This is a genomic window from Lysinibacillus sp. NPDC093712 (genome assembly GCF_050280025.1).
In the GTDB taxonomy this organism is placed as follows: domain Bacteria; phylum Bacillota; class Bacilli; order Bacillales_A; family Planococcaceae; genus Lysinibacillus.
In genome coordinates this window covers 934,816-954,696 of the sequence record NZ_JBNNUU010000002.1, presented here as the reverse complement: position 1 = coordinate 954,696, position 19,881 = coordinate 934,816, and the positions used below count along the sequence as shown (strand labels likewise).

The window sequence follows — 19,881 nt, the reverse complement described above, 5'->3', positions numbered from 1 at the left end:
TAAAAATGAAGTTCAGGAGCTGATAATATGAGCGCTTTATTTGGAAACTATGGCAAACGTCGTGCCCAAATCGTTAAAGGGCAAGGAACTGTTGTGCAAGATAGTGATGGCAAAAAGTATTTAGACTTCACAAGTGGTATCGCCGTTGTTAGTCTTGGGCATGCTCACCCTGCTATCGTAAAGGCTATTCAAGAACAAAGTGAAACGCTTTGGCATATGTCGAATTTATTTGATATACCTGGGCAAGAGAAGGTAGCCCAAAAATTAGTTGCTGATACACATTTTACGCATGCCTTTTTCTGTAATAGTGGTGCGGAAGCTAATGAAGCGGCAATTAAGCTCGCTCGTAAGCATACAGGGAAACATCATATTATTACATTTGAAAAATCGTTTCATGGTCGAACATTTGGAGCAATGTCAGCAACTGGTCAAGGCAAGGTACATAATGGGTTTGGACCACTTGTTGATAAATTTACAATACTCCCATTCAATGACGTAAAGGCCCTTGAAGCAACGATAGACGATTCAGTTGCAGCCATTATGCTGGAAATGATTCAAGGTGAGGGCGGTGTTAATAGCGTATCGCCTGAATTTGCAGCAGCAATTGCAAAAATTTGTAAGGATAAAGGCATTTTATTGATTGTTGATGAAGTGCAAACAGGTATCGGCAGAACAGGAACGCGTTATGCATATGAACAAACAGTCTTGAAGCCGAATATCGTGACATTAGCAAAAGGTTTAGGTGGAGGGTTCCCAGTAGGAGGAATGTTAGGGACAGCTGAATTGTATGATACGTTTAGCCCGGGAACGCATGGTACTACTTTTGGTGGGAATCCTTTAGCAATGCGTGTTGCTGAAACGGTCCTTGCTAACGTTTTTGAGCCAAGCTTTTTAGAAAATGTGCAAGAATTATCATCCTATTTTGTGAAGCAACTCCAAGCCAATTTACCGACAGGCTATACAGTACAAGGGCAAGGTTTATTACTTGGGATTGGTTGTGGCGATACGGAGGTAGCACCTTTCATTACAACAGCGGAGGACAAAGGTTTACTTCTTGTAGGAGCAGGCCCAAATGTTATTCGACTTTTACCACCGCTTACGGTGTCTAAAACAGAGATTGACGAAGCAGTAGAAATTTTAAAAACGATTTTACAGTAGGTAGAATAAAAGAGCGCTACTAGGACCTAAAAAGAGAAAAAGTGTTAGATTGACTGCAATCAATCTAACACTTTTTTGTTGCCATTAATGTCCGCTACGGCGATAGCTTTCGCTCATCACACCGAAAGCTAAAACTCTCGCTAATCCACGGAAATAACCTTTGTGCTGTTCTGAGCAGGTGTCACCGCCTCGATTAGCATCAACTAGTCCTCTTTCCAGCATTTTTTCGTTAGGTCCCAGCTTAGTGTTACTAGGGTATAAGTTATTGCAGTTGTTTGACCAATTTATTTACAAGGCTAGGAAGCCAAACGTTTAATTCACTAAATGCGAAGCCAGCAGCTTCTGCTTTTGCGTTTGACATATACCAATGATTTGGAACTCCATAAGGCGATTGAGAATTTTCATCGCCGCCAATTAGCGAAACTTTTGCGAGTTTTCCTGTTTCCTTCTCAATTAATTCGAGTAACGCTTTCAATGAAATAGTACCAGATGCTGTCGCATTGTATGGCCCTTCAATCGGAGCAACGCCAGCAAAATATAAAAATGCTGCAGCTTCCTCATCCGAAATGAAACTCATTTTTGCATCAACATTCGGTAACGATATAGGTTGTTCATTTAAAATACGTTCTACGTGAAAATGTAAGCGACGCGTATAGTCGTGCTCACCAAGAACAATAGGGAAACGCACAGCGACAACAGGAAATGTTGCTTCTTTATAAAGGACAGCTTCTGCTTGACGTTTACCTTCACCATATGTGAAATCATTAATATTGCCCATACGAATCTCGTATTCATACGGATTAAAATCAGCTTCTGTTTTCATCTTTCCATCTGCTTCATATGTAGCTAGTGTTGAGGTGAAGACAAGCTTTTTCGTCTTGTTCTTTAAAATTTGCGCCATTTCGTGTGCTTCGTTTGGTGAATAACAAATATTATCGTAGACGACATCCCATGTTGTATTCGCTAATGCTTGTGTTAATGCTGGGACATCGTTGCGATCAACGGTAATCTGGTGAACTTGTTCTCCAAACGGGTTGCCACTTTGACCGCGAGTTAAAATTGTTACGTCATGTTTGTTTTGAAGGCAAAGCTCCACTAATTTTTTACCGAAAAAGCGCGTACCACCTAAAACTAAAATTTTCATTTTACCTACCCCCTTGTTTAGTTGTCCTCTTAATAATGACAAAAAAATAGGCTTACTACAATTGAAATTTCATTGTAGTAAGCCTTGTGTTATTCGGTTGATGGATCCGTTGGGGGTGTCGTACCTCCGTTATTCCCGGAACCATTGCCGTTATTAGAGCCGTTTCCATTATTATCGGAACCATTGCCATTGTTAGAGCCGTTTCCATTATTCCCGGAACCATTGCCGTTGTTAGAACCGTTCCCGTTATTACCAGAGCCATTACCATTACCAGAGCCATTGTTGCCATTAGAACCGTTCCCATTGTTGCCGGAGCCATTGCCGTTGTTAGACCCATTGCCGTTGTTCCCATTTGCCGGTGGTATTGGAACAGTAGGTGTAGTTGGATTTTCTTCATCGTCATCTGGTTTTGTATCACTGCCACCTGTTGAAACAACATTTGATTGTGGTGAAGTTAAACCTGTAATATCAACAGCAACGACTACATAAGCTTGTCCGCTAGCAACTGTCATACTTTGAGTAGCTTCTAGTACCGAAGAAACAAGCGTGTTCCCACCATTCGTTACATTATAAATTCGATAGCCAACTACATCGTTAGACGAGCCACTCCAAGATAGTGTATTGCCATTAATTGAAGCCTTTACAGCTACAGGCGCAATACCATCTGCTGGGAAGTCGACAGCTGATACTGATGAATTTGATAGTGATGAATTTTTAGGAAGTAGACTTGCTGGGTTACCACCTAGTCTCCCTAACATCCGTTTAATAAAGGCTTGGTTAATACCCGCACCACTAGCTTTTACAAACTCTGCTGGTGTATTTGGATGTGCATTATACGTTTTACCTTGAATTGTTACGACGCTTGATGAAGCTAAGCTGTCATCAGGTTGTGACGGTAAAAATACTTTCGCGTTAAATAAATCTGAGCGTACAAGTCCAGCACTAGCACATGCTGCTGAAGGTGCAAGACCAGAAATACCACAGAATGAAGCAGTCACAACATTTTTTGGTGCCTTAAAGTTTGTTGGAGCATCAATTAATTTAGGATCTACATCATACATAGAGTTCATTAATGTACCCCATAGCTTGTTAATACGGACACTTGGTTGTAAATACGTATTATTAAATGCATAAAGTGAGCGTTGTTTATCGTAGCCCATCCATACACCAAGTGAAACATTTGGATTATAACCAACTAACCAAACATCATTATAGTTTTGTGAAGTACCTGTTTTAGCTGCAAAATCAGAAGAGAATTTTAACGTATTATTTGCAACTGTACCTGTTCCTTTTGATAAAACATCTCGTAACATATCCGTCACGATATAAGATGTTTCAGGGCTGAATACTTGTACAGGTTCAACTTCATGTTGATAAATAAGATTTCCGTCTTGGTCTTCTATTTTTTCAATCATATACGCATCAATAAATTGACCACCGTTCGCAAAAGTTGCAAATGCATTTGTATTTTCTTCAACAGTTGTACCTTTTTGTAAAGCTCCAATACCTGTTGCAAGGTTTGTGTAATCTTCAGGTTTTAATTCTGAGAAGTCCATTTTTGCTAAAAACTCAGCAGGACGTCTATTTAAAATATCGTTATATAAACGCAGCGCTGATATATTTTGTGAGTCAGCTAAAGCTTCACGCGCGGGAATAAGACCACGCTCATCATTTGTAAGGTAGTTGCTCGGACTCCAAGAACCAATTGAGAATTTTACGTCAACTAATGGACTACCTGCACCTATAACGCCATATTCAATCGCTGGCGCATATACGAGTAATGGTTTCATTGTAGAACCATTAGAACGGTAAGCTTTAGTAGCATGGTTTAATTGATTCGTTTTAAAATCACGACCACCTAGGAAACTTAAAATTCGTCCTGTGCTATTTTCGATTAAAATACTACCAACTTGTACAGGCATTTGAACATCAATTTCCTCACCTGTCACAGGGTCCTTGTCTTTACCTGTATATGTTTGACCATAGTATTTAAAGTTATCGGCCGCTTTTTGCATGGCATCGAACATATCCTTATTGATAGTGGAATAAATACGATAGCCTTTTGAACGAACATCACGGTCCGCTAAAATAGAATACTTTTCTAGTAATTTTTCTTCTGTTTTTAAACGTTCTGGATCAACGCCATCTTCACTAGCTAGCTTTTCAGCAATAATTTGTTTCGCACGTTCTTCTAGCTCATACGTTAACCATGGATAACGATCTTCTGGACGTGCTTCTGGTGCACGGAAGTCGGCTGTTATATCGTAATTAAGCGCATCTTTATATTGTGTCTCCTTAATGTAGCCAGCTTCTTTCATGCGATAGAGCACCGTTTTCATACGATCGATGCCTAATTGTAAAGCTTCTTCACTTTTTAGCACACCTGTATTCGTAAATGGTGTGTAAGTATAAGGTGCCTGTGGAATACCTGCTATGTAAGCGGCTTGAGGAAGCGTTAAATCCTTTGCTTTCACATTAAATATACCTTCAGCAGCTGTTTCAATACCTGCAATATTGCGTCCAGTTGAATTTCGACCGTATGGAATAATATTTAAATATGCCTCTAATATTTCTTCCTTTGTCATAAAGTGTTCTAAACGCATTGCCAGTAACAATTCTTTTGCTTTTCGTTCATAGGAAACTTCATTTGTTAACACTTGGTTTTTAATAAGTTGTTGTGTTAATGTAGAGCCACCTGTTTGCGTAGCAGAGTTCGTTACGTCCTGTAGTAGCCCTCGAATAACGGCTTTAGGAACAATCCCATTATGCTCGCGGAAATATTCATCCTCAGTTGCGAGTACTGCATTAATTAAGTCTGGTGCAACAGCGCTAAGAGATGTTTCACGACGTTCTAAATCAGTACGCAATTTCCCAATATAAATATTGTTGGCAAAATAAATTTCACTTGTTTCCTCATAGTTGAAAATAAGGTCCCGTAATTCTTCTTTAGAGCGCAATGGCTCTTCTTTTACAAGTGAGGCAAAATAGCCGGCGCCAACAGAACCAACAAATACTGTGCCTACCAATGCAAAGACTAAAAATAGTAAAAATAAGTTCCAGACTACGCTGCCTGAAATACGTAATGTCTTCATCCATTTTTGTTCGAGTAATTCATCGATCTTTGCATTGATTTTCTCAATCCAATCTTTCAAGGTATCGACCTCCTAAAATCTTGTTTATTATAGCATATAATGAATTGGCTCGAACATAGTTATTGACATTGAAAGAGAATCGTTTAGAATAATGCTTATAGTTTTCTAGTGATGAAGAGTTTGCAGTAGTGTCTATATTCCCTGTATAGAGAGCCGGCGGTTGGTGAAAGCTGGTCATAATGTAGAGATGAATTACGTACTTGGAGCTTAGACGTGCGCGCCTGCGATAAAGGCGGTTGAATGAGAGGAAGATGGATGACATCTTCAAGCCGGGTGGTACCGCGTTAGTTATTAACGTCCCTGCATGCAATATTTTTGCGTGTAGGGACTTTTTTGTTTCTACACGCTAAAGAAAACATTTTAGGAGGAAGAAACAATGACAAACGAATTATTACAAGATTTAGAATGGCGTGGTTTGCTGTACCAACAAACTGACGCTGAAGGAATGGAAAAACTTTTAGCAGAACAGTCTGTTTCTCTTTACTGTGGTGTAGATCCAACAGCTGACTCTATGCACATCGGTCATATCGTGCCTTTATTAACGCTTCGTCGCTTCCAAAAAGCAGGCCACCGTCCAATATTACTTGTTGGTGGTGCAACAGGAATGATTGGAGATCCATCTGGTCGCTCTGAAGAACGTCAACTTCAAACAGTGGAGCAAATTGACAAAAACGTGCAAGCTATTCGAGGCCAATTAGAGCGAATTTTTGAATTTGCAGAGGATGGAAATGGAGCTCAACTTGTTAACAACCGTGACTGGATTGGAAATATTAGTACAATTGAATTTTTACGTGATTACGGGAAATTAATTAATGTTAATTACATGTTAGCAAAGGATACGATTGCTTCACGTCTTGATACAGGTATTTCATTTACAGAATTCGCTTACACATTAATTCAAGGTATTGATTACAATCATTTATACAACAACTACAACTGTCGCATTCAAGTGGGTGGTTCAGACCAATGGGGTAATATTACAACTGGTTTAGAAGTAATTCGTAAAACACATGAAGAAGAAACAAAAGCATTTGGTATTACGATTCCATTAGTAACAAAAGCAGATGGTACGAAATTCGGTAAAACAGCTGGTGGTGCAGTATGGTTAGATAGTAAGAAAACATCTCCTTACGAGTTCTACCAATTCTGGATTAACGCTGCTGATGCGGACGTTATTAAATATTTAAAAATCTTTACGTTCTTAACACGTGAAGAAATCGATGCGTTAGCTGCATCTGTCGAAGAAGAACCACATTTACGTAAAGCTCAAAAAGCTTTAGCGGAGGAAATGACACGCTTAATACATGGTCAGGAAGCATTAGATCAGGCTATTCGTATTACGGCTGCACTATTCTCTGGCGATTTAAAAGCTCTGTCAGCTGAGGAAATGAAGGATGCATTTAAAGATGTTCCTTCTATTGAAATGGCGAAAGAAGCGAAAAACATCGTGGATTTACTTGTGGAAGCAGGGATTTCTTCTTCAAAACGTCAAGCTCGTGAAGATGTGACAAATGGTGCAATTAGCGTGAATGGTGAAAAAATTACGGATTTAGAATATATCGTAGATGAAAAAGATCGTTTAGAAGATGCATTTAGCATTGTGCGCCGCGGCAAGAAAAAATACCATATGGTGAAATTTGGATAGATCGGGTGCCAGGCACTCACACAATTCTCACACAATTCTCACACAATTCTCACACAATTCTCACACAATTCTCACACAATTCAACATCCCCTCGTTATCGAGGGGATGTTGAATTTTTAGCATTCTAAAAAGCTTGGCAGAGTTATATGCTGATAGCTTTGAGGGTGTAGAAGCTGAGCAAGTTTTAGTGCGCCCTCAACGAGTCGAGGCGATGGGCGACAGTACAACCATTCCTCCATTACGTGGACATGCTGCTTTTGAACTGCCTGAAGTTCGTTGGCATGTGGACGTTTCAATAAATGAGCTGGTTTAATGCGTGCAAAGGCAACACCGACCCATGCCATTAAAATATAATCCGGATTACGTCGTACGATTTCTTCCCAGTCTGTTTGGACATTTGCTAACTCGATATCGCGAAAAAGATTTTGTCCACCTGCAAGATTGCTAATTTCAGTTAACCAATTGACCTTTCCTGGCGTAAAAATAGGATTTGGCCACCATTCCCAATATAGTGTTGGTTTTTCTTGAATAGTTTGTGCAATCGTTTGAAGCTGTTCGATAAAGTGCAAATAATCCTCAGAAATCTTTTTAGCATGTTCCTCTACTCCACAAGCAGCGCCTAGTGTTATGAGGTCCAGCGCAATTTCATTTAGCGAGTTGGCATTAAAGACGATGTGGGGAATGTTTCTTTCCTGCAATGCCTCTATATTTTTTTCCATGCCAGGGACACTTAACGAGGCAAGTACTAAGTCTGGCTTTAGTGCCTCTAGTGCATCCATATCAATCGATAAATCTGGGCCAAGCTTTGGCAATTCATGCACAGCTATTGGCCAATCTGAAAAATCATCAACACCTACAAGTTGATGGGTTAACCCTAGATAGGCAACAAGCTCAGTGTTGCTTGGGCAAATTGAGATTAAGCGCATATGTTTCCCCCATATCTTTTTAAGAAAAGTATAGCTTTCACTAGACGCACATACAATAAGCGATTGCTTTTTGCTCAAAAAAAGACGTGCCTCATTGAGACACGCCATTTTTATTAATATTTTAAGAAAGTGCAACAGCTTCAAGGGATTGTGCTGTTTTTACTGCAGGTCCCATTGCTGCTGTGATAATTTGTTTAATGTCCTCTAAGGTAGCTTTACGAGGATTTGTAGCAGCGCAAACGTCTTGCATTGCATTTTTTGCTAAAATTTCGATATCCTCATCCTTAGCGCCTAATTCACGGAAGCCACTAGGAATATTCAAGTCTTTAGACAGTTTTTCAATGGCAGTAATTGCTTTTTCAGCAGCGTCACGTTTACTAATGCCTTCAATATTTTCTCCTAACAATTCAGCGATACGAGCAAAACGCTCTGTACGTGCTGTCAAGTTGAAACGGCAAACGTGTGGTAGTAAAATCGCATTACATACGCCATGCGGTAAGTTATAGAAGCCGCCTAATTGGTGAGCGATAGCATGTACATAGCCAAGTGAAGCGTTATTGAACGCCATACCTGCTAAAAATTGTGCATATACCATTTGCTCACGTGCTTCTAAATCAGCACCATTTGCGTATGCACGTGGTAAAAACTCAGGTACTAGTTGAAGTACTTTTTCTCCACATGCATCAGTAATAGGCGTTGCGTCTGTCGATACAAATGATTCGATGGCATGTGTTAATGCATCTAAACCAGTTGCAGCTGTTAGAGCTGGAGGTAAACCAATCATTAACTCTGGATCATTAATTGAAACTAGCGGTGTAACGTGCTTGTCAACAATCGCCATTTTAATTTTACGTTCAGTATCCGTGATGATTGTAAAACGTGTCATTTCACTCGCTGTACCTGCTGTTGTATTAATAGCGATTAATGGCACCAGTGGGTTTTCTGATTTGTCAACGCCTTCATAATCATGAATGCGTCCACCATTCGAAGCAATAAGTCCGATACCTTTTGCTGCATCATGTGCACTACCGCCTCCAAGAGATACGATTGAATCACAGTTTTCAGCATGATAGACAGCGATTCCATCTTCAATGTTTTGATCTGTTGGATTTGGTTCTGCTTTAGGGAAAATTGCAACATCAATTCCAGCTGCTGTAATGATGTTAGCAATTTGCTCTGAGAGACCTAATTTGTGTAAGCCCTCATCTGTTACGATCAATGTCTTCTTCACTTCTAAATCATTTAAACGTTTACCAACTTCTTGAATTGCTCCAGGTCCAAATAAGTTTGTTTTTGGCATTACAAATTGCTTTAGAACGTCTGACATATTTCCAACCCCTTTTAACAAATTATTATTGCTTGAATGATGGCTAACCACCTTCCGAAATCCATATTATTCTATTTTTTTTGAAAGTTCAAGACGAATTTTTATTAAAATTGTTAATTTTGTTCCAGTTGTTATTTTACAAAAAAGTAACTTGTGAAATGATATTACAGAAGTTAATAAGGAGTAAGATGGTTGATTTGAATACATTTCAAGAAATACTATCGTATAAAAGTAAATTATATTTTTTGGAAATTCGTTCTATTTATAAGGCTAGTTGAATAGTAAATAACTGATATACGGTTGTTAATATAATGATAGTGTTTATGTTGTTTGCGATGTGGAGAATTGCTATTTTAATGTACAGAAAAATTTACAATTAATTTAAATGTTAATTTTGCAAATTTAAGACGAAAGGATTTTTCCTGAAAAGATAATAGCTGTTGGATTATGGAAGAGAGGCAAGTTTAATGGCGTTAAATGCAAAGGACATCGCTCATTTAATAAGTTGAAGTGGGGGAGTTACAATGTATTATGCTCACAGTGCTTTATAGTAGTTATGCTATTGAGAGTGAGCCGGAAAGTTAAGAACAAGATTTACATGCATACCATAACCTTTTAAGCCAGCCTGTTTTACAGTTGGCTTAGTGTAAGGGATCGTCAGCACTTCAAATTGTTTGAGTGCCTGACACCTAAAGTCACCCATTTAAAAATAATGAGTGACTTTTTTATATGTAGAAAAAATTAATCCTTAAATTAGCAAATTGAGTAGGTTAAAATGTCTGGGTGAGATCATTTTGAAATACAAACTGTTTATTTTAAATTTGTGATTAAACACAAAAACCCCGCAAACCCTTGAATAAACAAGGTTGCGGGGTTTAAGAAACAGAAACATTCTAACGTTAAAAAATTAACGAGAGAAGTGCTCAACTGTTTCTTAAACCCTTGTGCCTCTAAGAGCGAAGGGTACTTTTGAAAAGCGTTCCCCCAATTCTTCCCCAAAAACACCTAAAACAGGGGGGATTTCACCCATTTTTCATCGCTTCTGCAAACACGTCTGTAACCTTCTTTTTATCATCTTCAATAACGTGAGCATATGTTTCCCGAATGACTCTGGAGTGTTTCCAAGTCGTTCAGCAACCGTTGCCACATCTTCACCACTGTATAACAAATATAGATGCATGTGTATGTCTTAACTTATGAGGTTTAACTGCTGTGCCCATTTTTTCTGACAGATGTTTAAAAGCATAAAATAAACTATTATCGGCATAAGGAACTCTCGTCAGTCGTTTCAGTTATGATGGGAATGTACGTTCTTTTTTTATGTATTAAAATAGCTTCTTTTCATTTAAGAAGCTATATGTAAGACCATTTACTTTGCAAATGATGTGTTTCGAGCTTTCCAATCTTCTAACTTGATGAATACCCAGAAGCCATAGATGCCAATTGTTATTACCGTTAGAATCCACCACTTTATCCAATGACCAAATAATCCAATCGCTGAGCCATTGAATTTTAATCGACGACCCTCAACGACAGTATGATTAATTTTCCAACCATAAATCATTGTTATTGACCATGGATAACAAATGCCTAATGTAAATACAGTAACTAGTGTTCCTAAAATGCACCATCCGATAAATTGAAGTAATCCTCCATCAAAATAAGATGATTGACCCCTCCTGTTTTCTAGTTGTACCTCTTGAGTAATAATGTTTGTTGTCATTTCCAATCCTCCTTAATATGGTGTGATTTGACTCTTTATGTTAATGAGAATTAAATCCTGTGTTAATGGGAATTAAATGCCGTGTTAATGGGAATTAAATACTATGATAATCCAATTTGTGTTTTTTAACAATAACAATTTTGTATTAAAATAGCCCTTTACATTTAAGTTCTACCAGCTCTAGCGGTACGTTATGTAATAAAGCTATATCGTAAATGGTTTTTTGTTCATGGTAATCAAACAAACATTTAGCCGGTATTAAAAGATGTGGTGCAAAAGTGTTTGCTTCGATTTCTACTTTATCAACGGAGAAAAACGTATTTGTCCCATGAAAGGGGTGTTAAGTTTGGTATGTAATGTGGCATATCCCAATTCATGAGCGCAAACTACAAGTTGTTCATCAATACTTAAGGTACTATTAATAAAGATGAAAAATGAAACGGTAGATAAACAAATGTTAATGGTGGGCCCATTAACCAGCTAGATTACATTTAAAAATTTTTAAACTATAAAATGAAAAATGCTCTGCAAAATACATTAATAGTAAATTGCAGAGCTTCCATATTATTTAGTCACTAGAGACAAGCGCTGGGCAATTTCATTAGCAATTTTTTCACCATGGAAACGTCCATCTTCTATATAAACACGATTAGTAACACCACCGGTTACAACTCCAGATAGAAAAACGTTGTTAACATTCGATTCATATGACTCTGGATTAAAGTAAGGAACTAATGAAGAGGAGTCAGTTTGAATTCCAATACTTTGTAACAATGAAATATTAGGTTGGTATCCAATGAGGGAGAACACATAATCATTTTCAAGTGTAACTATTCCCTCAGGTGACATTATTCGAATGTTTGATTCATCAATGGAAGCGATACTGGAATTGGGGTAAAAGTTAATTCTTCCATTTTTAAGAAGGTTACGCATATCTAATAGCAATGATGGTTTAATTCCTTCTAAGACTGTCTCACCTCTATGTACAAGTGTAACATGGGCTCCGTTATGGTAAAGATCAATAGCAGCTTCAATTGCTGAATTTTTACCTCCTACAATTGTAACGTGTTGGTCATAATAGAGGTGACCTTCTTTATAGTAATGCGATACTTTCGATAAATTATCTCCGTCTACCCCTAGTTGTCTTGGTGTATCGAAAATACCAGTTGCAAAAACAATCGTCTTTGCTTCATAAGGGATAGAGTTACCATTACGATCTTCAGCGTGTACAGTAAAGGATTCTGCGTCCTTTGAAATAGAAATAACCTTTTGATAACATTTGATATTAATCTTTTGTCTTTCTGTTACAAGGCGATAATATTTTAATAATTCAGTTCGATTTGGGCGTACATCTTGAGAGACAAAAGGTATGTTACCAATTTCTAAACGATCTGATGTACTATAAAAAGTCATGTGTAATGGACAGTTGACAATAGAATTGACAATAGCCTCTTTCTCAATAATTACGTAGTTAAGTCCTTTTTCTTGAAGTGCAAGCCCCGTAGATAAGCCACATGGACCACCACCAATAATAACAACATCATACATACAATAAATTTCCTCCTTAAATTTTACCTATACAATTGATTAAGATCCTTTTTCTTTTAGGGATTCTAAAAGTAATGCTTTAAGAAAGTATAATTAGTACTCATTATCATGTGTGGACTAGTACCAATAAATACTAAGAAATTATAAACTAAATGTTGAAGTATGTCTTGTTTAATAAATATTTACATTAATCGATTGATGTACACAGAAATCTTAATAACCTAAATAATATTATTTATAAATAACAAAATAATACGTTTGAAAATTAACTTTATAATATGTATTAAAAGGCGCAAATGTATCATTTGTATCAAACGCATATAAAGATTTTTCTGAAGTTGAACAATTTGTGGAAGATTTAATAAAAAATCATACGACAATTAAAATCACTGGTAGGATTTCCTCTTCCTATGTTAATAACTGATAATTCTGGAGGAATTGTTTTGTTTGGAAATCCGGCATCTTCAAATGTTTTAGTAGCAACTGCCCTTCTATATGGCACTACACTAAACATACAAACGTTATCAACTGGAAGTGCAACAATAACAGTAGAGTATACTGATAGTAAAGGTATTACAGGAACTTATATAATCAATATGGTAATTAACTAAATCTTTGAACAGCCCCATTTATGGTGTGTTTTTTGCAATGTATTTTATATAGCCTTCCACTCAGTGGAAGGTTTTTTATATGAAAGTGGGTGAACTTCAATAATGGAAGGCATTGTCAGTATCTTTATGAGATAGGTCTATATAACTCAGGAGAATGTTTTAGAAATAATGTACACCTGTCCGTTAGTTATTTAAAGTTACTATTTTAAGTGAAAAAATCGTTCCCCCAATCGCTCCCCAAAATCAAAACAAAATAATCCGCAGGTTCTTATATAAACAAAAACCCCGCAAACCCTTGAATAAACAAGGTTGCGGGGTTTAAGAAACAGAAACATTCTAACGTTAAAAAATTAACGAGAGTAGTACTCTACGATGAATGCTTCGTTGATTTCAGCAGATAGTTCAGAACGTTCTGGAAGGCGAGTGAATGTACCTTCTTTTTTGTCTGCATCAAAAGTTAAGTAGTCAGGTACGAAGTTGTTTACTTCGATAGCTTCTGTTACTACAGCAAGGTTTTGAGATTTTTCACGAAGAGAAATCGTTTGACCTGGTTTAACGCTGAATGATGGAATATCAACGCGTTTGCCATCTACTAAGATATGACCGTGGTTTACTAATTGACGAGAACCACGACGAGTGCGAGCTAAACCTAAACGGTAAACTAAGTTGTCAAGGCGAGTTTCAAGAAGGATCATGAAGTTTTCACCATGAACACCTTTCATTTTACCAGCGCGGTCAAATAGAGTACGGAATTGACGTTCAGTCATACCATACATATGACGAAGTTTTTGTTTTTCTTGAAGTTGTAAACCGTATTCTGATAATTTTTTACGTTGGTTCGGGCCGTGTTGACCTGGTGCGTAAGGGCGTTTTTCGATTTCTTTACCAGTACCGCTTAGTGAGATACCAAGACGACGTGATAATTTCCAAGATGGACCTGTATAACGAGACATATTGTTGTCTCCTCCTTTAAATTTGGTTTTTTTGTTGTAAAACAATAACCAGTAGTACCCATTCTTATACGCATTTTATTTTCATGTATTTTCGCCTATGCAGCCGTTAGGTTACACAATACACCATCAATTTGTATCTGAGTGACTTTGAGAAGTAATACTCAGTAAAATTGAGGAATAAAATACAGTAATAAGCTCATACCACTGCTGCGTTTATTTTACACAAACTTCATTGTAACTGCTTAGAGCGTAGACGTCAATTATTAGTATTGCTTTTTTCAAAAAGGTCTATAGTAGGAATTTCCTTGAAAGTCATTTTACACTACTACGAAATGGTTAATGATACGGTATTAAATGTAAATTGTAAAAGTAAGGCAGAATTAAATAGTCAAAATGACACAAATTATGTATAATACATTATAAGTTAATAGTAATTGATTTGTACGTTATATAGAAAAGGTGATTTCATGACAGACCATTTACAAACGCTGAAATATATAAAATCTGATGTTTTGAGCATTTGGGTGAGTTCGAATGGAGGACTAATTGGTTTTAATGAGTATTTTTATTCATTTAAACAGTGTCTAAAGAAGCACTTGAAAATTGAAAATGCGGCATTTCTTAGCTTTGAAGGTAATAGTTTAATACCTGTGGAAGAATTAGCTAATTTGACGATTGAAACAAAACTAAATGCTGTGTCATGGCTAATGATAGAAGCTAGCTTTTACCAACAGAAAGTGGTGAAGCTTCCTTATATATTAAAAGAAAAACCAGCCTATAATATGATGACAGATATGGTGCTTTTCCAGGCGGAGGGCAAGAATCCTATTGGTGTGTTGCTTGTAGAAGCCACTGATACTTGGACGGACTTTATGACTTCGGATTATGGTGAAGAGTGTGTAGAAACGCTTACGAAAGTTTTACAACTACTGATTGAAAACCTAGAAGTAAAATTGAATGAAGACCAATATAGAAAACTTTATAATATGACGGACTTATTTCATTCAACAATGGATATTGATTTGATTTTAGAAAACGTTTTAAAAAATATTCGTGATAATTTCCCGGAATTTAATGTGGAGCTTATTTTATCCAACGATCAAGATCGCCATACGACAATCGATATAAAGCTTTTTGATTACTTATCGGAAAGACCTGCTACAATTGAAGCTTTTGTATCAGGTGAGTTGACAACTGAACTAGCTGGAGACTTAAATTGTCGATTATTAAACGCTCCTATAAAAGGGAGACAAGCCATTTATGGGATTTTACAAGTTAATGCACCAACCACATACCTTTTTTCAGCAACTGAAAAAGATTTTGTGCGCATGCTCGCACAAGCATCTGGCAATGCACTAGAAAATGCCAAATTATATCATCAATCGCATCGCCTCGTAAGTGACTTGCAACTTATCAATGAAACATCGCATCGATTAAATATGCGAATTGATATTAATGAAATGTTACTTTTCCTACAAAAACAATTAATGAAGTCTTTCCAACCAATGGAAGTTTGTTTCGCTTTTAAAGATAATGCTACTTACGTAGTGAAAGATGCTAGTACATCCTTATTTAAATCAGACGAAGGCAAGACTTATATAAATCATGTTGAACAACATTTTGAGCATACAAATGATCCACTGTTTATTGCCGATTTTAGCAGGTTAACCCCAAATCAAATAGAATATCGTTCAATTATGGCGATTCCTATCTTAATGGAGGAAAAAATTAATGGCTTTAGTATCGTATTACACAAAGAGCCGTATTTCTTTTCATTTGATAGTTTTAAGCTAATGCAATCTTTAATTCATCATTCTTCATTAGCTATAGCAAACTCTATTTTACGAAATCAGCTACAAGAAATGGTTGATCGAGATCATTTAACAAAATTATATGCACGTAGTTATTTAGACCAATTTGTAGAAAAATCATTGAAAACAGACCAATCAGGAATGTTCTTACTGATTGATATTGATAATTTTAAACGCATCAATGATACCTATGGTCATCAAATAGGTGATAAAATTCTCGTGCAGATTGCCGTGCAATTAGAGGAAACAATAGGTGCCAATGGAATTTGTGCTCGCTGGGGTGGAGAGGAAATGTCGGTGTATGTGCCTAATGTTGATGAGCAAGAAGCTATCGAGCTAGCATCAACAATAGTAGAAGTAATTCCGAATGCAACAGATCCTCAAGTCACAATTTCAGCAGGTCTTATTACATGGGATCAATTCTATAGACCAGCCTTTCAATCGGTTTTCCTACATGCTGACACAGCTTTATATGAAGCGAAAAACAATGGGAAAAATAGATTCTGTATTCATGATCGAACGTTACAAACAAATGCATAAACTATGTTTTACAATAAATTTGCCCCGAAATGATATATTTATAATCCATTTCAGGGCATTTTTTAGTGGCTGCTTGCGGACGTCTCTTAAATATGAAGCAGCAATGTTTTTACAAAATGTTCTAAGCCGATTTGATCATCAGCGGAAAAGCGATTTTTGATGGGACTATCAATATCAAGCACGCCAATTACCTTGTTTTGTTGAATTAGAGGAATGACAATTTCAGATTGAGAGGCAGCATCGCATGCAATATGCCCTGGAAATGCGTGAACATCATCTACGACAAGCGTTTCTTTTTTAGACACAGCAGATCCACAAACACCGCGCCCAACTGGAATTCTCACGCATGCAGGTAAGCCTTGAAATGGCCCTAATACTAGCTCTTCCTCTTGTAATATGTAAAAGCCAACCCAGTTAATGTCAGGGAGGAATTGATTTAGCAATGCAGACGCGTTGCTTAAATTAGCAATACGATCTGTTTCTCCAGTGAGTAGTGCATCTAATTGCTTTGCTAATGTATTGTATTGATCGACGATGGATCCTTCATAATTAATTTGTGTAAACATAATAGCACCTCGTTTAAAAGTTATATAATTGGAAATAAAGTTTTATAATGCTGATGTAGATCAACAGCGGTATGCGCATCAGAACCGAAAACGACAGGTAATCCGATCGTTTTACTATAATCGATAAAGGGAAATGGTGGATAAGGCTCTTGACAGTATGTTTTACTTAAACCAGCACTATTTAAATCTAACTCATATCCTTTTTGTTGCATAGTAGTTAATACTTCTTGAATGCGGATAGTATCATCAATTTTTGTATTATGGGCTAGTTGAAACTTATGAACAAGAGTGGGATGTCCGATGCGTTTCGGTTTGTATTGACCTAAATCTGCTTCTATAGATTGTAGGATAGTATCATAATATAAGTGATAAACTTGTTCAATAGCACCTACCTTTTTAGCAAAAGCTAGAAAATTTTCAGCAGAAAAATCAATGCATTCATATATGTTTTGCCATTGTAAAAAATGCACAGATAAAATCGAGTCATCTAAAAAATGCCCATATGTATCAAGGAAGTTACGCGTCTCTTGCTCAAAGCCTTGAATATAGTCTATCTCTAAACCAATACGAATGCGAATATGTTGTGCGTATTGCTTTTGGAGTTGCTGTAAGTCCTCAAAATACGGCATTAAAAAATCTGGTTGCATTCCACTATCCTGTTCGGGTGTAGGGTCGCTAAAATTTGAGGGCAATGGTGCATGTTCTGTAAATGTAATATCCGTAAAGTTTTCAGCAATAGCTTTTTCAATATATTGTGTAAATGAATCAGATGTCCCATGTGGGCAATAGGGGCTATGGATATGGCCGTCTCTTTTCATACATATTACACTCCTTTAACTAGTAAAATGATAATTACATATTTAAGCTCTATGTTCAATGACATAGGCGGAACTGTCAATATGTAGGTCGTGAATACACTTTTCTGAAAATCACTCAAATTTTAGTACAAAAGGCGAAAACATAGTATATAATGTATACAACTAGCCAATTCGTTTATTGTAGAATAGGAGGCTTACGATGGAGTATATCATCATTCCAATTATCCTACTATTAATTTTAGCCATAGTAGGATTAATGATGCGAAGAAAACATACAACAATCATTTCACAACTTGAAAATGAAAAATTACAAATACAAAACAATCCCATAAATGAGGAAATTTCCAAAGTTAAATCTTTAAACATGAATGGTGAAACAGAGGAAATGTTTGAACGGTGGCGTAATAGTTGGGATGAAGTCATCGATGTACATATGACAAAAATTGATTCGCTTCTATTCGACGCTGAAGATCAAATCAATCGTCTTCGTTTTAAAAAAGCAACGTTGATAGAACGTGAAATAGAAGATTATATTCTTAAGTGTGAAAAAGATAAAAATAAAATCTTAGAAGAACTTAATGAATTAATTGGCAGCGAAGAAAAAAACCGTATTGAAATTGAACAGCTTAAAGAATATTATCGATCAGCACGTAAAACATTGCTTGCGCATCAACACTCATTTGGGGTAGCTTTACCAGCACTTGAACAAAAATTAGAAGTGTTTATTCAAAAATTTGAGGAATTTGATGTACTTACTAGCGAAGGGAATTATATGCAGGCGCGTGAAATTGTCATTAGCTTGAATCAAGAATCACAGCAGACATTTGAATACATCAATGATGTTCCAACTATTTTGACGGAACTACAAGTAAAGTTACCAGGTGCGGTTCAAGAATTGCGCAATGGTCAACGTGAAATGGAAGAACAATCATACTACTTGCATCATTTAGAACTAACAGAAGCGTTGGACAAACTGGAAGTTGAATTTGCTACGTTAAAAGGTGAACTTGCGGAGCTGAATTTAACAGTTGTTAAACCTCGTGTTGCTGAAATAAATGAAGAAATTGACCGTTTCTATGATTTACTTGAAAAAGAAGTAATTGCTAAAAATTATGTAGACCAAAATTGTGAGCGATTATTAGGATCCATTACTAACGTTATTAGTTCAACTCGATTAGTAAGTGATGAAGCAACATTTGTTCAGCAAAGTTACCATTTGAATGAAAAAGATGCTGAGATTCCAAAGGCTGCTTTAAAACAGTTAGAAGCACTCCAACGCCGATATGATTTATTGGCAATGCGTGTTTCGGAGGAAAAATCGGCTTATTCAAGTCTACAAGAGGAATTAATTGAAATTAGCGAAGAGCTTGAGCGTATCCATGAAGAGCAAGGGCATTTATCAAATACAATGAAAAAGCTTCGCATTGATGAAAATAAAGCTCGTACACAAGTGGAAAACTTGAAAAAAACACTACAAGAAACAGATCGTCTGTTAAATAAGGCGAATATTCCTGGTATTCCAGAAGAGATGGATGCTCGTTTAGATGAGGCTGCTGAGCATATTTATATTGTCATGCAAAGTCTACAAGAAGTTCCACTCAACATGGGAACAATCCATAATAACTTGAATGCAGCGACTCTTTGTGTTGAGGATGTGCATTCGAAGGCACATGAATTGATTGAGAATGTCATGCTTATCGAGCGTATTATTCAATATGGCAACCGTCACCGTGCAACGAATCCAAAATTAAATGCTCGTTTAAAAGAAGCGGAACAAGCATTCCATCAATACCGTTATGCGAAGGCTTTAGAAGAAGCTGGGACTGCGGTAGAGGAAATGGAGCCAGGTGCATTAAAGCGTATAGAAGCAATTGTTGCAGAAGAGACGCTAACAAAGTCTTAAGTAGTTCGAAGTTAATAAAAGAAAATAAACAAAAGAGAAAGCTACCTAAAAAGTGA

General features: G+C 36.8%; 16 protein-coding genes, 1 pseudogene and 1 other annotated feature. Of the genes and pseudogenes, 5 read left to right on the top strand and 12 right to left on the bottom strand.

The genetic code is table 11. The features are described 5' to 3' along the window. The first annotated feature begins 27 nt into the window (after positions 1-27). Positions 28-1,158, top strand: coding sequence for an acetylornithine transaminase (locus ACQKNX_RS12235; protein ID WP_427429093.1), 1,131 nt, complete (start codon positions 28-30; stop codon positions 1,156-1,158). An 84-nt stretch (positions 1,159-1,242) separates the two neighbouring features. Here the strand turns inward: ACQKNX_RS12235 and ACQKNX_RS12230 are convergent, their stop codons facing one another. The 3 genes from ACQKNX_RS12230 to ACQKNX_RS12220 all read right to left on the bottom strand — a co-directional run bounded on the left by ACQKNX_RS12230 (position 1,243) and on the right by ACQKNX_RS12220 (position 5,454). Then, entirely contained in the window at positions 1,243-1,380 is a 138-nt protein-coding gene (locus ACQKNX_RS12230; RefSeq protein ID WP_427429092.1) for a hypothetical protein, read from the bottom strand. Between the two features lie 40 nt (positions 1,381-1,420). Further along, a complete protein-coding gene (locus ACQKNX_RS12225; protein WP_427429091.1) occupies positions 1,421-2,302 on the bottom strand; it encodes an NAD-dependent epimerase/dehydratase family protein in 882 nt (293 codons plus the stop codon). Between the two features lie 89 nt (positions 2,303-2,391). Continuing rightward, positions 2,392-5,454 carry a transglycosylase domain-containing protein gene (locus ACQKNX_RS12220; protein ID WP_427429090.1) on the bottom strand — a complete coding sequence of 1,021 codons (3,063 nt, stop codon included), beginning with the start codon at positions 5,452-5,454 and terminating at the stop codon, positions 2,392-2,394. A gap of 102 nt (positions 5,455-5,556) precedes the next feature. Continuing rightward, positions 5,557-5,759 (top strand) — a binding site (T-box leader). 71 nt (positions 5,760-5,830) lie between these two features. Here ACQKNX_RS12220 and tyrS point away from each other — a divergent pair. After that, positions 5,831-7,099 (top strand): tyrosine--tRNA ligase, encoded by a 1,269-nt coding sequence (gene tyrS / locus ACQKNX_RS12215; protein ID WP_340823030.1) that lies wholly within the window; start codon positions 5,831-5,833, stop codon positions 7,097-7,099. 116 nt (positions 7,100-7,215) lie between these two features. Here tyrS and ACQKNX_RS12210 read toward each other — a convergent pair whose 3' ends face one another. The 6 genes and pseudogenes from ACQKNX_RS12210 to ACQKNX_RS12185 all read right to left on the bottom strand — a co-directional run bounded on the left by ACQKNX_RS12210 (position 7,216) and on the right by ACQKNX_RS12185 (position 12,623). After that, positions 7,216-8,025: a cobalamin-binding protein gene (locus ACQKNX_RS12210; RefSeq protein ID WP_427429089.1), complete on the bottom strand. Its 810-nt coding sequence runs from the start codon at positions 8,023-8,025 to the stop codon at positions 7,216-7,218. Positions 8,026-8,146: 121 nt separating this feature from the next. After that, on the bottom strand, positions 8,147-9,352 hold the full coding sequence (locus ACQKNX_RS12205; RefSeq protein WP_427429088.1) for an iron-containing alcohol dehydrogenase: 1,206 nt from the start codon (positions 9,350-9,352) through the stop codon (positions 8,147-8,149). A 1,369-nt stretch (positions 9,353-10,721) separates the two neighbouring features. Further along, positions 10,722-11,075, bottom strand: a complete 354-nt coding sequence (locus ACQKNX_RS12200) for a hypothetical protein (RefSeq protein ID WP_427429087.1) — start codon at positions 11,073-11,075, stop codon at positions 10,722-10,724. A 145-nt stretch (positions 11,076-11,220) separates the two neighbouring features. Then, positions 11,221-11,385: pseudogene (locus ACQKNX_RS12195) on the bottom strand (ImmA/IrrE family metallo-endopeptidase); the annotation flags it as partial. After that, complete coding sequence (locus tag ACQKNX_RS12190) at positions 11,370-11,498, bottom strand: hypothetical protein (protein WP_427429195.1); 129 nt, start codon at positions 11,496-11,498, stop codon at positions 11,370-11,372. The gene ACQKNX_RS12190 and the pseudogene ACQKNX_RS12195, both read right to left, overlap by 16 nt. Positions 11,499-11,639: 141 nt before the next feature. Continuing rightward, positions 11,640-12,623 carry a YpdA family putative bacillithiol disulfide reductase gene (locus ACQKNX_RS12185; RefSeq protein WP_427429086.1) on the bottom strand — a complete coding sequence of 328 codons (984 nt, stop codon included), beginning with the start codon at positions 12,621-12,623 and terminating at the stop codon, positions 11,640-11,642. 443 nt (positions 12,624-13,066) lie between these two features. Here ACQKNX_RS12185 and ACQKNX_RS12180 point away from each other — a divergent pair, with 443 nt between their 5' ends. After that, entirely contained in the window at positions 13,067-13,234 is a 168-nt protein-coding gene (locus tag ACQKNX_RS12180) for a hypothetical protein (protein WP_427429085.1), read from the top strand. A 350-nt stretch (positions 13,235-13,584) separates the two neighbouring features. Here the strand turns inward: ACQKNX_RS12180 and rpsD are convergent, their stop codons facing one another. Further along, positions 13,585-14,187, bottom strand: a complete 603-nt coding sequence (gene rpsD, locus ACQKNX_RS12175; protein ID WP_173477557.1) for a 30S ribosomal protein S4 — start codon at positions 14,185-14,187, stop codon at positions 13,585-13,587. 467 nt (positions 14,188-14,654) lie between these two features. Between rpsD and ACQKNX_RS12170 the strand changes: the two genes are divergently transcribed. Beyond that, on the top strand, positions 14,655-16,538 hold the full coding sequence (locus tag ACQKNX_RS12170) for a sensor domain-containing diguanylate cyclase (protein WP_427429084.1): 1,884 nt from the start codon (positions 14,655-14,657) through the stop codon (positions 16,536-16,538). An 86-nt stretch (positions 16,539-16,624) separates the two neighbouring features. On the opposite strand, the gene ACQKNX_RS12165 is transcribed toward ACQKNX_RS12170, so the two are convergent. Together ACQKNX_RS12165 and hisJ are read right to left on the bottom strand one after the other, a co-directional pair. Next, positions 16,625-17,104, bottom strand: a complete 480-nt coding sequence (locus ACQKNX_RS12165; protein WP_427429083.1) for a GAF domain-containing protein — start codon at positions 17,102-17,104, stop codon at positions 16,625-16,627. A gap of 20 nt (positions 17,105-17,124) precedes the next feature. Next, the gene (gene hisJ, locus ACQKNX_RS12160; RefSeq protein WP_427429082.1) at positions 17,125-17,922 is read right to left on the bottom strand and encodes a histidinol-phosphatase HisJ; all 798 of its coding nucleotides are present in this window, start codon (positions 17,920-17,922) and stop codon (positions 17,125-17,127) included. A 199-nt stretch (positions 17,923-18,121) separates the two neighbouring features. On the opposite strand from hisJ, the gene ezrA reads away from it, so the two are divergent. Further along, positions 18,122-19,825, top strand: a complete 1,704-nt coding sequence (gene ezrA, locus ACQKNX_RS12155) for a septation ring formation regulator EzrA (protein ID WP_427429081.1) — start codon at positions 18,122-18,124, stop codon at positions 19,823-19,825. The last annotated feature ends 56 nt before the right edge of the window (positions 19,826-19,881 follow it).

Excerpts from the sequence above, each read along its gene's own strand:
- hisJ (WP_427429082.1), bottom strand. The coding sequence starts at position 17,922 with ATGAAAAGAGACGGCCATATCCATAGCCCCTATTGCCCACATGGGACA.
- ACQKNX_RS12165 (WP_427429083.1), bottom strand. The coding sequence starts at position 17,104 with ATGTTTACACAAATTAATTATGAAGGATCCATCGTCGATCAATACAAT.
- rpsD (WP_173477557.1), bottom strand. The coding sequence starts at position 14,187 with ATGTCTCGTTATACAGGTCCATCTTGGAAATTATCACGTCGTCTTGGT.
- tyrS (WP_340823030.1), top strand. The coding sequence starts at position 5,831 with ATGACAAACGAATTATTACAAGATTTAGAATGGCGTGGTTTGCTGTAC.
- ACQKNX_RS12185 (WP_427429086.1), bottom strand. The coding sequence starts at position 12,623 with ATGTATGATGTTGTTATTATTGGTGGTGGTCCATGTGGCTTATCTACG.
- ACQKNX_RS12200 (WP_427429087.1), bottom strand. The coding sequence starts at position 11,075 with ATGACAACAAACATTATTACTCAAGAGGTACAACTAGAAAACAGGAGG.
- ACQKNX_RS12205 (WP_427429088.1), bottom strand. The coding sequence starts at position 9,352 with ATGTCAGACGTTCTAAAGCAATTTGTAATGCCAAAAACAAACTTATTT.
- ezrA (WP_427429081.1), top strand. The coding sequence starts at position 18,122 with ATGGAGTATATCATCATTCCAATTATCCTACTATTAATTTTAGCCATA.
- ACQKNX_RS12230 (WP_427429092.1), bottom strand. The coding sequence starts at position 1,380 with ATGCTGGAAAGAGGACTAGTTGATGCTAATCGAGGCGGTGACACCTGC.
- ACQKNX_RS12210 (WP_427429089.1), bottom strand. The coding sequence starts at position 8,025 with ATGCGCTTAATCTCAATTTGCCCAAGCAACACTGAGCTTGTTGCCTAT.
- ACQKNX_RS12225 (WP_427429091.1), bottom strand. The coding sequence starts at position 2,302 with ATGAAAATTTTAGTTTTAGGTGGTACGCGCTTTTTCGGTAAAAAATTA.
- ACQKNX_RS12235 (WP_427429093.1), top strand. The coding sequence starts at position 28 with ATGAGCGCTTTATTTGGAAACTATGGCAAACGTCGTGCCCAAATCGTT.
- ACQKNX_RS12170 (WP_427429084.1), top strand. The coding sequence starts at position 14,655 with ATGACAGACCATTTACAAACGCTGAAATATATAAAATCTGATGTTTTG.